This is a genomic window from Streptomyces sp. NBC_01446 (assembly GCF_026340095.1).
Lineage (GTDB): Bacteria > Actinomycetota > Actinomycetes > Streptomycetales > Streptomycetaceae > Streptomyces > Streptomyces aureus.
In genome coordinates this window covers 3,486,009-3,499,547 of sequence record NZ_JAPEPO010000001.1, presented here as the reverse complement: position 1 = coordinate 3,499,547, position 13,539 = coordinate 3,486,009, and the positions used below count along the sequence as shown (strand labels likewise).

Sequence of the window (13,539 nt, the reverse complement as noted above, 5' to 3'; positions counted from 1 at the left end):
CTCTCACGCCGCGGCGCCCGCCACGATCCGCCCCGTCACCTCGCCGAGGCCCACGCGGGTGTTGTTCGGGCCGGGGGCCCACGCCGTCATCGTGACCACGTCGCCGTTCTCGAGGAACGTCCGCTTGCCGTCGGGGAGTTCGATGGGGTCGCGGCCGTTCCAGGTGATCTCGATGAGGGAGCCGCGTGAGTTCTCCGAGGCGCCGCTGATCGTGCCGGAGCCGTACAGGTCGCCCGTGCGCAGGGAGGCGCCGGCCACCGTCATATGGGCCAGCATCTGCGCCGCCGTCCAGTAGAGGGAGGCGGAGGAGGTCTCGGAGATGACATGGCCGTTGAGGGTGACGGTGATCTGCAGGTCGTAGCCGCCGGGCTCGTCCGCGATGCCGTCGGCGGAGGGCGCCGAGTCGTCCAGATACGGCAGCAGCGGGTACGTGCGCTCCGGGGGCGTCACGCGTGCCTCGTCCAGCGCGTCCAGCGGAGTGATCCAGGCCGAGACCGACGTGGCGAACGACTTGCCGAGGTGCGGGCCGAGCGGCACGGTCTCCCAGGACTGGATGTCGCGCGCCGACCAGTCGTTGAGGAGGCAGAGCCCGAACACGTGGTCGCGGTACGCGGACAGCGGCACCGGCGTGCCCTGCGCGGACGGCGTCCCGACGACGAAGCCGAGTTCCGTCTCGATGTCGAGCCGCACCGAGGGGCCGAAGACGGGAGCCGGGTCGGCCGGGGGCTTCCGCTGGCCCGAGGGGCGGACCACGTCCGTGCCCGAGACCACGACCGTCCCGGCGCGACCGTGGTAACCCACCGGCAGATGCTTCCAGTTGGGCTTCAGTGGCTCCTCGTCCGGGCGGAACATCCGGCCCAGGTTCCGGGCGTGGTTCTCCGAGGCGTAGAAGTCGACGTAGTCCGCGACCTCGAAGGGGAGGTGCAGGGTGACATCGGCGAGCGGGTGCAGCAGGGGCCGTACGGTCTCGCGGTGGGCCGGGACCGTGACCCAGGCGGTGAGCGCGCGGCGCACGTCCGACCAGGCGGTGCGGCCCGCCGCCATGAGCGGATTCAGGGTGGGACGGGCGAGCAGGGAGACGTAGGGCGAGCCGAGCGCTGTCGCCGCGGCGCCCGCGTCCAGCACGTACGAGCCGAGGCGCACGCCGACCCGGCGCGCTTCCACGGCGTCCTCCGGCAGGGAGAACACCCCGTACGGGAGGTTGTGCGGTCCGAAGGGGTCGCCTTCGGGGAGGTCGAGGGGGGTGAGCGGGGTCTGCTCGGACATGCGTACCTGCCTCGCTTTCCATGTGGGTGGGCCACACGTTACGTGGGAGCGCCGCGTTGGGGCAGTGCCTAAAGAGTTCGCAATGTCCGGATAAGCCTTGCTGGAGTGGTCAATTCCGGCTTAGCGTCCTATCGGGGGACGCGGACGGGGTGGGTCCGGGTCCGAAGGGGGACAGGACACGTGGGGGGACCCGTGGCCAGGAGCGCCAGCAGCGTGCCGTTCGAAGTCGACCGGGACGTGCCGGGCCTGATCGTGAAGTTCGGCGACTATCCACTGCACCACGGAGGAGTGGGAGCAATCCGCAGCCTGGGGCGCCTCGGCGTGCCCATGTATGCGATCACGGAGGACCGTTACACCCCCGCGGCGTCCTCGCGCTATTTGCACCGGGCCTTTCCCTGGCGGACCACCGGGGCCGAGGAACCGGAGCGGCTCGTCGAGGGCATGCTGCGCATCGCGCGCCGGATCGGCAGGCCTACGGTCCTGATCCCGACCGACGAAGAGGCGGCCGTCCTCATCGCGGAACACCAGGAGGAGCTCGCCGGCGGCGGGAGGTTCCTGTTCCCGCGCGTCGAGCGGGACCTGCCGCGCCGGCTCGCCAGCAAGCAGGGGCTGCACGAACTGTGTGTGGAGCACGGCGTCGCGTCGCCGGCGGCGGCGTTCCCCGAGTCGTACGCCGACATCGAGGAGTTCGCCGCGTCGGCCCGCTTCCCGGTGGTCGCCAAGAACCGGGAGGCGTTCACCCGCCGCAAACAGCCCGCGGTGAACGGGACGACGAAGATCGCGAACCCTGAGGGCCTGCTCGAACTCGCCCGCGACTGGGGCGGGCAGCCCGGCGTGATCCTCCAGGAGTATCTGCCGAGGGAGCAGGCCGAGGACTGGATCGTGCACGCGTACTTCGACGCGGACTCCACGCCGCTGGCCCTCTTCACCGGCGTCAAGGTGCGCTCCTGGCCGCCGCACGCGGGCATGACGGCGCACGCGTACGTCGTCGACAACCCGGAACTCGCGGACCTCGCCGCGCGTTTCATCAAACAGATCGGCTTCACCGGCGTCATCGACCTCGACCTGCGCTTCGACCGGCGCGACGGCCAGTACAAGCTCCTCGACTTCAATCCGCGCATGGGTGCCCAGTTCCGGCTCTTCGAGAGCGAGTCCGGGATCGACGTCGTCCGTGCCATGCATCTCGACCTGACCGGCCGTCCCGTGCCGGAGGGGGAACAGCGAGCGGGCCACCGGTACGTGGTGGAGAACATCGACCTGCCCGCTCTCGTCGCCTACCGCCGCAGCGGATACACGACCCCGCACGCCCCGGCCCGCGCCACGGGCACGGAGCTCGCGTGGCTCGCCACCGACGACCTGCGGCCCCTGTTCACGATGCTCGCCCGGTTCGTGGGCCCGGGAGCCCGCCACCTCCATCAGCTGTGGCGGACCAACCGCCGCGGCAGCGGCACGACGAAGACCAAGTCCAAGTCCAAGATCAGGACCGGATAGCGCACCAGTAAGACGAGTTACGGGCACACAAGCACCAAGTGCCACCGCGAAGTTGGAAGCAAATGTTCTTCCCTGGGGAGGGGACTTCGTGATTCATCCGGTAGCTGTCATCGGAGCGGGCCCGTACGGCCTGTCGACCGCCGCCCATCTGCGGGCGCGTGGCATTCCGGTACGGGCCTTCGGCGACCCCATGGTGAGCTGGCGCTCGCACATGCCCACGGGAATGCTCCTGAAGTCCGTGCCGTCCGCCTCGAACATCGACGCCCCGCAGCGGGGCCACGACCTCGTCGACTACTGCGACGCGGCCGGCATCCCGCGGCTGGTGACGGACGAGGACATCGTCCCCGTCGAGACGTTCGTCGCCTACGGGGACTGGTTCCAGCAGAAGCTCGTGCCCGACCTGGAGCGGGTCAGGGTCGTGTCGGTCGACCGGCGCGGACACGAGAACTTCGAGGTCAAGCTGGACTCCGGGGAGCAGTTCACGGCCCGCGCGGTCGTCGTGGCCACCGGCCTTTCGGGCCTCGATCACGTGCCGCGCGAGCTCGCCGCGGCGGCGCCCGACGGGCCCGCCCCCACAGGTCCCGTCTCCCACAGCTCGCAGCACCACGACCTGTCCCGGTTCTCCGGCAGGGAACTCATCGTGGTCGGCGCCGGACAGTCCGCCCTGGAGACCGCCGCGCTCGCCGCGGAGGCCGGGGCGAGCGTACGGATCGTGGCGCGCGGCAAGGGTTCCGTGCGGTTCGGCGCGCCGCCGTGGGACCAGCCGAAGCTGCGCCCCGAGACGCCGTTCGGCCGGGCCTGGTCGCTGTACGCGCTGACGTACTACCCCCACCCGTACCGCCATCTCCCGCCGCAGGCGCGGCATTTCCTCGTCCGGCGGGTGCTCGGGCCGCTCGGGGCGTGGTGGCTGCGCGAGCGGTTCGAGGACAAGGTGCGGGTGCGCGAGGTGGAGGGCATCGTGGGGTCCGCCGCGGCGGACGGGGGCGTGAGCCTCACCGTGCGGGCCCCCGGCGGACGCCACGAGGAGCTGACCGCGGACCATGTCATCGCCGCGACGGGCTACCGCGTCGACCTCGCCGCGATGGACTTCCTCGGCGACGGCCTGCGGACCCGGACAGCCGCGAGCCGGGGCACCCCCATGCTGGGCGCCGGCTATGTGTCCTCGGTGCCGGGGCTCTACTTCACGGGCATGCTGGGCGGGTCGTCGTTCGGGCCGGTCATGCGGTTCGTGTGCGGCACCGAGTTCGCCTCGCCACGTCTGGCGAAGCACCTCGCGGCGGCCCACGCGTGAGGCGCCTCGCGCAAGGGTGAGCGAGCGGGGCGAGGGACGGGGCAACGGAGGGGTGAGACCGGGCGGAGTGACCCGGGGGAGCGGTCCGTATTCTCTCGATCATGCCCGCTCCGTTTCGCTCCGCCCCGTTCGACCTCATCGCCACAGACCTGGACGGGACGCTGCTGCGCGGCGACGACACGGTCTCCGACCGGACGCGTGGTGCCCTCGCGGCCGCGGCCGCCGCGGGGGCCCGCCACCTCGTGGTGACCGGACGGCCCGCGCCGCGCGTGCGGCCGCTCCTCGACGAGCTCGGCGGCACGGGGCTCGCGGTCTGCGCCCAGGGCGCCCAGCTGTACGACGCGGCGACGGACCGCATCGTGTGGTCCCTGACCCTCGACCGTGACCTCGCCGAACAGGCCCTCGGCAAGATCGAGGCCGAGGTCGGCCAGGTCGACGCGGCGGTCGATCAGGACGGCAGGGACGGCCTGACGCTCATCGAGCCCGGCTATGTGATGCCGCACCCCACGCTTCCCGCCGTGCGCGTCGAGCGCCGCGAGGAGCTGTGGGCCGAGCCCATCAGCAAGGTGCTCCTCCGCCATCCCCGGCTGGCCGACGACGAGTTGGCGACGGCGGCGCGGGCGGTCGTCGGCGACCTGGCGACGGTCACCATGTCGGGTCCCGGCACCGTGGAGCTCCAGCCGTGCGGCGTCACCAAGGCGACGGGGCTCGCGCTGGCCGCCGAGCGGCTCTGCCTGACACCGGAGCGCACGGTGGCCTTCGGCGACATGCCGAACGACCTGCCGATGTTCGCGTGGGCCGGCCACGGCGTCGCGATGGCCAACGCCCACGCCGAACTCAGGGCGGCGGCCGACGAGGTGACCCTCTCGAACGAGGAGGACGGCGTCGCCGTGATCCTCGAACGCCACTTCGCACGACGCTAGCCACGCGCCCCGCCGGCCCCGCCCCGCACGCTCACCCCGCCGTACGCGGAATCCGCTGCTCCCACGTCCGGTGGAAGACCACCTCGCCGCCGTCCCGGCACACCACCTCGTTGCTGGTGATGAAGTCCGACGCGTCGCAGGCGATTTCGGAACGGGTCTTGATCGTCACGTCCCACGCCAGCTCGGGCCGGTGCAGGCGGATCGACCAGTCGGAGCGGGTCCGCGCGCTCAGCGGGTCCGACTCCTGGATGACGTAGGTCTCCACGGCGTCCTCGGTGAATTCGAGGCCGTCGGGGTAGACGCGGGTGCCGCCGTAGCGCGGGTCGACCTCGAGGCGCCATTCGCCCTTGGCGACGTCGCGGACGCAGAGGCGCTCGGGGCGCTGTTCGTCCAGGGTGGCCGGGTGGACGACACCCATCGGCTCGGACTGTTCGGGCCGCTCGAAGCCGATGTCGGCGCCGTTCTCGGCGTCGACCATCCTGACCGGCAGTTCGAGGGTGCTGCCCGCGGGTTCGAGGGTGAAGCCGGCCTCCGACCCGGGCTGCGGCCAGATCCACGGCCAGTACGCGGACGACACCGCGAGGCGGATGCGGTGCCCGGCCGGGAAGGTGTGGCCGATGCCGTTCAGCTCGAAGTCGACCTCGTCCGTGGCGCCGGGGGGCCAGGCGACGGCCTTGTCGCGGCCCTCGCGCGAGGAGAGGTTCAGGACGCCGCGCGTGACGAGTGTGGACGAGCCGTCGGGCGCCACGTCGCACAGCCGTACGGCGACCTGCCCGCGCGGTACCTCGCTGGTGATCCGCAGCGTCACCCGCGGCCGGCCGAGGACCTGAATCTCCGAGGGCACCTCGAAGTCGAAGCACGCCGACTTGGCGTCCTCGTCCCGCTGGTCCGGCGGCAGGTCCGCGTCGTTCCCGAAGGGGAAGAAGCGGCCCGCGTCCAGACCGGTCTGCTGGGGCGACTTCACGATCACGGGCGGGCCCTGAAGGGCGTACGCGAGGGGCGCGACGTTCGGGGACGGCCAGGACGGGTCGCCGACCCAGTGGCCCGGCAGCGTCGGGTAGACGGTGGCGGGCGGGTGCGATTCGCTGATCCAGGAGCGGAGTTTGGGCTCCGCCATGACGCCGTTGTCCACGCCCTTGAGGTGGTGGTCCCACCAGCGGAGGGTCTCCTGGAGGAAGCCGATCGCGGGGCCCGGCGGCAGGCCGCGGTCCGGGTACTGGTGCGACCAGGGGCCGATGATCCCGCGTACCTGCTGGTCGGGCAGGTTCTCGACCAGGCGCAGGACGGTGTCGCGGTACGGGTCGTGCCAGCCGCCCACCGCGAGGACGGCCGCCCGCACGGCGGTGTAGTCCTCGCAGACGCTGCCGTGCCGCCAGTACGCGTCGCGCGTCTGGTGGCCGAGCCAGGTGTGGATGAACGGGTCGACCGCTTCGAGGCGCTTGAGCCACATCGAGCGCCAGCCTTCGCCGACGAACTGCGGGTCGGGCGGCCGCGACACGAAGGCGAGCATGGTCGCCGCCCACGCGTGCATGTCCACCGCGAGGACGGAACCTCCCATGTAGTGCACGTCGTTGTCATAGCGGTCGTCCGTCGAGCAGACCGTGACGACCGCCTTGAGCGGCTCGGGTGCGAGGGCCGCGATCTGGAGGGAGTTGAAGCCGCCCCAGGAGATGCCGAACATGCCGACCTTGCCGCTGCACCAGGGCTGTGCGGCCAGCCAGTTGACGACGGCGACCCCGTCCGCGAGTTCCGTCGTGTCGTACTCGTCGCCGGGCAGGCCCTCCGAGTTGCCGTGCCCGCGCACGTCGACGCGTACGGAGGCGTAGCCGTGGCCCGCGTACCAGGGGTGGCGCTGCCAGTCGCGCGGCGCCGTCCAGTCGCTCAGGCGGTACGGAAGGTATTCGAGGATGGCCGGCACCGGCTCGTCGGTCACCGGACGCCAGATGCGGGCGAACAGCGTGGTGCCGTCCGGCAGGGGTACGCGAACGTCCTCGCGGGTCGTCTCGTAGGGGAAGGAGGTACGGATGGTGATGGCCGGGGTTTCTGACATGGGAGTTACCTCAGTGAACGGGGTGCATGGTCCTGCGCAGCCAGGGCGCGAGGGCGACCACGACCAGGCCGATGGCGACGGCGATGGCGCCGTTGACGCCGAAGTACACGGGATTGGAGACCTCGCCGTAGAGCTTCACGGTCTGTGCCTGGATGCCGTTGGCGAGGGCGAGCGACAGGAACCAGAGCGACATGGTCTGGCTGGAGAAGGCCTTCGGGGCGAGCTTCGTCGTCGCCGACATGCCGGAGGTCTCCAGAAGGATGTCGCCGAGGCCGAGCAGCAGATACGAGCCGACGATCCACCAGGCGGCCATCTGGTACGTGTCCCCGCTGTGGCCCGAGGTGGGGATGACCATGAGCAGGAACGACAGACCGCCCAGGATCACACCGAACGCGATCTTGTTGGAGGCGTGCGGCTGGCGCGGCCCCATCCGCGCCCACAGACCGGCCACCACGGGGGCGAGCGCGACCTCGAAGGCGCCGAGCGCGGACGCGTACCAGCCGGCGGGGAAGTGGAAGCCGAGGATCTCGGTCCTGGCGTTCGTCGAGGCCAGCAGGATCATCGTCGAGTACGCCTGGAACAGGATGAAGTTGAAGACCACGGAGGCCAGGAAGAGCACGACGTACGGCTTGAGCCTGCCTCGCTCCTCGGCGGTCACACGGGGGCTGCGGAACATCACCGCGAAGTACACGACCGGCGCGATCACCGATATGACCGTGAGGACGTCCACGAAGCGGTCCATCGTCAGCCAGCCGGCCCATACGAGGACCACGGCGAGTACGGCGACGGCGATCGCGCCCGCGATCATCAGCCGGACCGCGCGCCGCATCCCCTCGGGCGGCAGGGCGTACTCGGCGGCGTGCTTGCGTCCGGCCAGGTGACGTCGCCCGGCGACGTACTGGATGAGACCGAACGTCATGCCGATCGCGGCGGCCGAGAAGCCCCAGTGCCAGCCCTTGTGGTCGCCGAGCCAGCCGGTGATCAACGGGCCCGCGAAGGCGCCGATGTTGATGCCCATGTAGTACAGCGCGAAGCCTGCGTCGCGGCGCTCGTCGTCGGTGCGGTAGAGCTTGCCGACCATGGTCGCGACATTGGGTTTGACCAGGCCGGTTCCCGCGCTGATCAGGCCGAGGCCGGCCCAGGTCATGGCCGCCGTCGGCACCGCCATGGCGTAGTGGCCGCAGGCGATCAGGATGCCGCCGTACAGGACCGCGCGGTACGAGCCGAGGATCCGGTCGGCGAGCCAGCCGCCCCCCACCGAGACGAGATAGACGAGGGTTCCGTACGCTGCCGATACGGACGCCGCCGTTCCCGCGGACATGCCCAGACCGCCGTGTGCCACCGTGTCCGCGAAATAGAGGACGAGGATGGCCTGCATGCCGAGGAACGAGAAACGCTCCCAGACCTCGAGGCCCGACAGCGTGAGCAGGCCGCGCGGCTGGCCGAAGAACGCGTGGTCGTCGCCCGGCGGCGGCTGGTCGCTCGCCGGTTTGTTCGGCTCGGCCTCGGCCGTGGTGCGGGACAAAGGGGAGACTCCCGGTCTACTCGGTCGTATGAGCTGATCAAGAACATACCGGGGGTGTTCGTGGGTCGCTCGGCCTGGTCTGTGCGGGCAGGCCCCCACTGTGATCGAAACGCGACCGGATACGCTGACTTGAGTGATGGCAGCGACACATCGACAAACCGTGTCATCGACCAAATGATCGACCGAGTTCGCCATGTGATCGTCAGCAGACAGGAGAACCTCTCGTGACCGTCGTCGGGACTTTCGGTCTTAGCGTGCGGGACCAGGCTCTCGAAGCCGATGTCCAGGCCGGGTTGGCGGCTGTCGAGGAGGGCCTGCTCGAGGCAACGAAGAGCGAGGTCCCCTTCATCACGGAGGCCGCGCAGCATCTCGTGCGCGCGGGCGGCAAGCGCTTCAGGCCCCTCCTCGCCATGCTCGCCGCGCAGTTCGGCGACCCGTACGCGCCGGGTGTCGTGCCCGCCGCCGTCGTCGTCGAGCTGACGCATCTCGCGACGCTCTACCACGACGACGTGATGGACGAGGCCGACGTGCGCCGCGGCGTCGACAGCGCCAACACCCGCTGGGGCAACTCCGTCGCGGTCCTGACCGGCGACTTCCTCTTCTCGCGCGCCTCCCACATGCTGGCCGACCTCGGGCCCGAGGCCGTCCGCATCCAGGCGGAGGCCTTCGAGCGCCTCGTCACCGGGCAGATCCTGGAGACGGCCGGACCGCGCGACGGCCGCGACCCGGTCGACCACTACCTCGACGTCCTCGGGGGCAAGACCGGCTCGCTGATCGCCGTGGCCGTCCGGTTCGGCGCGATGATGGCGGGCGCCGACGAGCGCGTCGTGGACGTCCTCGCGCAGTACGGCGAGCGGCTCGGCGTCGCCTTCCAGCTCGCCGACGACGTCCTGGACATCTCCTCCGACTCGCACGAGTCCGGCAAGACGCCCGGCACCGACCTGCGCGAGGGCATCCCCACGCTGCCGGTGCTTCGCCTGCGCGAGCGCGCCGAGCAGCTCGGCCTGCCCGAGGACCGCGCCCTGTGCGAGCTCCTCGACTCCGACCTGACGGACGACGCGCGCCACGCCGAGGCGCTCGAACGGCTGCGCGTCCACCCGTCCCTGGAGCAGGCCCGCAGGGACACCGTGCGGTACGCGGAGGAGGCGCGGGCGACCCTCGCGCCGCTGCCCGAGTGCGACGCGAAGGCGTCCCTTCTGGAGCTGTGCGACGCGGTGGTGCACCGGGCGGGCTGACGCCCTCCCGCCTCACCCTCACCGGGCCGCCGCGCGCGGCCCGGCGGGGTCGGGAGTCGTTGCTGCCCGACCCCGAGCCGCCCTGCGCCCCGGCGACGGTGGGTGTCGCCGTGAACCGTGTGCCGTCCACGCCCTGTGCCCGTACGTCTTCGTCCTGGTGTCGAGCATGGCGACCCCTTTGTCGGATGCGGATGTCCGCCACCCGGAAGTACGCATTTGTGCGGGGGGCTGCCCGATGGGGTGATGGGACGAAGCAGATCACATGGTCGGCAAGCGGTACGGGCTGCTCTCCGGCACCGCCGAGACCCTGCGCCTGAACACCGCCGGCGGCGTCTCCCCTACGGGATGGGGGAGGCGCCGCCCTCTCGTGTCATACCGCGGGAGTACGCGGAGTTGATCCTGGGGTCTGACGCTTCCGGCCGGCCGATTTGGTCAGATTGATAGCACCACTCCCGACCAGTTCGGGTGAGAATGGCGGCTTGGGGTGGACAGACGAGCAAGGACGGTAGGCCGCCGCCCAACACGGAGGTAGGGCAACAACATGGCACCGTACGAATCCGAAAGCGCCGGTCGTCGCAAGGCGACCCGCTATGTGGTCCCGGTCGCGGTGGTGGGGGTGGCCGCGGCGACGATCGGGCTCGTCCCCGCGCTGGCCGACTCCGGCAATCCCGATCTGCCGAAGATCAGCGCACAGCAGCTCATCGAGAAGATCGCCAAGTCGGACGTGCAGCAGATGTCCGGCACGGTGAAGATCTCCACGGATCTCGGACTCCCGTCCCTGGGCGGTATGGCGGGCGGCTTCACCCCGGGCGCCGGCGGCTCCTCGGACGGCAAGGCGGGCTCCTCCGCCGACCCGCAGTCCAAGCTGACGGAGCTGGCCACCGGCACCCACACGCTGCGTATCGCGGCGGACGGTTCCGACCGGCACAAGCTGTCCGTCCTGGACAGCGCCGCCGAGTACAGCGTGATCCACAACGGCGACGAGGTCTGGGCCTACGACAGCGCGTCGAACGAGGCGTACCACGCCAAGGACGCCGCTGCCGCAGGCGACCGGGCCGCGAAGCACCCCAAGGGCGAGACGCCGAAGGGTGTCCCGGCCACGCCGAAGGAGCTCGCGGACGAGGTCCTGAAGGCGTCCGGCAAGACGACGTCGATCTCCGTGGAAGGCACCTCGCAGGTCGCGGGGCGTGACGCGTACAAGCTGCTCGTCAAGCCGAAGCAGGCCGGCTCGACGGTCGGCGGGATCACCATCTCGGTGGACGCGAAGACCGGTGTGCCGCTGAAGTTCACGCTGACGCCCGCGGGCGGCGGCAAGGCGGTCGTGGACGCGGGCTTCACCAAGGTGGACTTCTCCAAGCCGGCCGCTTCGACGTTCGACTTCACCCCGCCGAAGGGTGCCAAGGTCACCGAGGGCGACGACCTCAAGGCGCGGGACAAGTCCCACGCGCCGAAGGAGATGCCCAAGGACATGCCCAAGGACATGCCGAAGGAGCTGAGGGACGCTCAGGGCGGCGGCATGAAGGACCTGAAGGTCATCGGTGAGGGCTGGACGTCCATCGCCGAGCTGAAGCTGCCCGGCGGGCAGGGCCTGCCGACGGGCGGCTCGGCCTCGGGCGACGTCCCGCCGGAGGCGCAGAAGTTCATGGACGCGCTCGGCGACCATGTGACGGGCAAGTTCGGCTCGGGCACGGTCTTCTCGACGCGCCTGGTCAACGCGCTCGTCACGGACGACGGCAAGGTCTACGCGGGCGCGGTCACCAAGGACGCGCTCGTGAAGGCGGCGAACGCGGCGCAGTAGCCGTACGCGGCACGAGAGTTGGCAGGCAGGAGTGGAGGCGCCGGTCCCGGTGCCTCCACTCCCGCACTCCACCAGGACCGACGGGTACGACGGGAGCGAGATGGCGGCGAGCACTGCCGAGGAGTCCGTGATCGAGACGCGGGCTCTCACCAAGCGCTACGGCGGCGACCAGTTGGCGGTCGACGGCCTCGACCTCACCGTCCCCGCCGCCAGCGTCTTCGGCTTCCTCGGGCCGAACGGCTCGGGCAAGACCACCACCATCCGCATGCTGATGGGCCTGATCGAGCCGACGTCCGGCGCGGCCAGCGTCCTCGGCCGCCCCATGCCCCGCGCCACGCGGACGGTCCTCCCGCACGTCGGCGCGCTCATCGAGGGCCCCGCCCTGTACGGGCTCCTGTCCGGCCGGGACAACCTCATCCGGTACGACTCCGCGGATCCGGCCGCCGACCCCCGCACCCGCCGCACCCGCGTCGCCACCGCGCTCGACCGGGTGGGCCTGACGGCCGCCGCGGGCAAGAAGGCGAAGGCGTACTCGCTCGGCATGAAGCAGCGCCTCGGGCTCGCGGCAGCGCTGCTCCAGCCCCGCAGACTCCTCGTGCTCGACGAGCCGACGAACGGCCTCGACCCGCAGGGCATGCGCGAAATCCGTTCCCTGGTGCGGGAGCTGGCGTCGGACGGCACGACGGTCTTCCTCTCCTCGCACCTCCTCGACGAGATCGAGCAGGTCTGCACGCACGCGGCCGTGATGGCGCGGGGCCGGCTCATCACGCAGGGTCCGGTCGCCGAGCTGGCGGCGGGCGCCCGGGGCCGGCTCGTGGTCACGACCCCCGACCCGGGCGACGCGGCGCGCGTCCTGAAGGAGCGCGGCATCGCGGACCTGACCGTGACGGACGACCAGGTGACCGGCGAGCCGCCCGGTCCGGGCACCGACCTCGCCGAGCTGAACGCCGCGCTGGTCACCGCGGGTGTCCGTGTCCGCGGCTTCGGACTGGAACGGGCTTCGCTGGAGGACGCGTTCGTGGCCCTGACGGGAGAGGGATTCGATGTCGCAGGCTGAGGCCACGGCCGCCGGTACCACCGCCACCGCCGCGTCGGACGCGTCGCCCGTGCGGAAGAGGATCTGGACGCTCGGCCTGTTCCGCAGCGAGCTGGTCACCACGTTCCGCCGCTGGCGCACGATCGCCCTGCTCGCCGTCCTGGCCGGGGTGCCCATCCTCGTCGGGATCGCCGTGAAGATCGAGACGAGCGGCGGTTCACCGGCCGCGGGCGGCGGCGGGGGCGGACCCGCGTTCATCGCGCAGATCACCAACAACGGCCTGTTCCTGGTCTTCACGTCGCTCGCCGCGACGCTCCCGTTCTTCCTGCCGATGGCCGTCGGGGTGATCGCGGGCGACGCGATCGCCGGCGAGGCGAACGCGGGGACGCTGCGCTATCTGCTCGTCGCCCCCGCGGGCCGCACCCGTCTGCTGCTCACCAAGTACGCGACGACGATGACGTTCTGCCTGGTCGCGACGTTGGTCGTGGCGGTGACGGCGCTCGCCACGGGCGCCCTGCTCTTCCCGCTCGGCGACCTCGTCACGATCTCCGGCACCCGGATCGGCTTCGGCGAGGGACTCGTACGGGCCTTGCTGATCGCCCTCGTCGTGGCCGCGTCACTCGTCGGGATCGCCGCGCTCGGACTGTTCGTCTCGACCCTCACCAACAGCGGCATCGCGGCGATGGCGACGACGGTGGGCCTGCTCATCACCGTCCAGATCCTCGATCAGATCCCCCAGCTGCACGCGATCCAGCCGTACCTGTTCTCACACCACTGGCTGTCCTTCGCCGACCTGATGCGCGAGCCGGTCTACTGGGACGACCTGCTCAAGAACCTGGGCCTCCAGGGCCTGTACGCGGCGGTGTTCGGCTCGGCGGCGTGGGCGCGCTTCACGGCGAAGGACATCACGGCGTGAGCAACTGC

Annotated in this window: 10 protein-coding genes; 7 read left to right on the top strand and 3 right to left on the bottom strand. The window is 71.1% G+C overall.

Annotation, left to right across the window (positions count from 1 at the left end):
- Positions 1 to 3 precede the first annotated feature (3 nt).
- A complete protein-coding gene (gene fahA / locus OG456_RS15540; RefSeq protein ID WP_266561318.1) occupies positions 4 to 1,266 on the bottom strand; it encodes a fumarylacetoacetase in 1,263 nt (420 codons plus the stop codon).
- A 213-nt stretch (positions 1,267 to 1,479) separates the two neighbouring features.
- Here fahA and OG456_RS15535 point away from each other — a divergent pair, with 213 nt between their 5' ends.
- From OG456_RS15535 to OG456_RS15525, 3 genes are all read left to right on the top strand, one after another.
- A complete protein-coding gene (locus tag OG456_RS15535; protein WP_266561316.1) occupies positions 1,480 to 2,757 on the top strand; it encodes an ATP-grasp domain-containing protein in 1,278 nt (425 codons plus the stop codon).
- Positions 2,758 to 2,845: 88 nt separating this feature from the next.
- Entirely contained in the window at positions 2,846 to 4,048 is a 1,203-nt protein-coding gene (locus tag OG456_RS15530; RefSeq protein ID WP_266561314.1) for an NAD(P)-binding domain-containing protein, read from the top strand.
- 101 nt (positions 4,049 to 4,149) lie between these two features.
- Positions 4,150 to 4,971 carry an HAD family hydrolase gene (locus OG456_RS15525; RefSeq protein WP_266561312.1) on the top strand — a complete coding sequence of 274 codons (822 nt, stop codon included), beginning with the start codon at positions 4,150 to 4,152 and terminating at the stop codon, positions 4,969 to 4,971.
- Between the two features lie 31 nt (positions 4,972 to 5,002).
- Here OG456_RS15525 and OG456_RS15520 read toward each other — a convergent pair whose 3' ends face one another.
- Positions 5,003 to 7,003: a CocE/NonD family hydrolase gene (locus OG456_RS15520; protein WP_266569265.1), complete on the bottom strand. Its 2,001-nt coding sequence runs from the start codon at positions 7,001 to 7,003 to the stop codon at positions 5,003 to 5,005.
- A 28-nt stretch (positions 7,004 to 7,031) separates the two neighbouring features.
- Complete coding sequence (locus OG456_RS15515; protein ID WP_266561310.1) at positions 7,032 to 8,546, bottom strand: peptide MFS transporter; 1,515 nt, start codon at positions 8,544 to 8,546, stop codon at positions 7,032 to 7,034.
- A gap of 224 nt (positions 8,547 to 8,770) precedes the next feature.
- Between OG456_RS15515 and OG456_RS15510 the strand changes: the two genes are divergently transcribed.
- The 4 genes from OG456_RS15510 (at position 8,771) to OG456_RS15495 (ending at position 13,531) form a co-directional block, all read left to right on the top strand.
- Complete coding sequence (locus OG456_RS15510; RefSeq protein WP_266561308.1) at positions 8,771 to 9,781, top strand: polyprenyl synthetase family protein; 1,011 nt, start codon at positions 8,771 to 8,773, stop codon at positions 9,779 to 9,781.
- Between the two features lie 541 nt (positions 9,782 to 10,322).
- Positions 10,323 to 11,579: a DUF2092 domain-containing protein gene (locus tag OG456_RS15505; RefSeq protein ID WP_266561306.1), complete on the top strand. Its 1,257-nt coding sequence runs from the start codon at positions 10,323 to 10,325 to the stop codon at positions 11,577 to 11,579.
- Positions 11,580 to 11,679: 100 nt separating this feature from the next.
- A complete protein-coding gene (locus tag OG456_RS15500; RefSeq protein ID WP_266561304.1) occupies positions 11,680 to 12,636 on the top strand; it encodes an ABC transporter ATP-binding protein in 957 nt (318 codons plus the stop codon).
- A complete protein-coding gene (locus tag OG456_RS15495; RefSeq protein WP_266561303.1) occupies positions 12,623 to 13,531 on the top strand; it encodes an ABC transporter permease in 909 nt (302 codons plus the stop codon). The genes OG456_RS15500 and OG456_RS15495 overlap by 14 nt, the downstream gene beginning before the upstream one ends.
- Positions 13,532 to 13,539 lie beyond the last annotated feature (8 nt).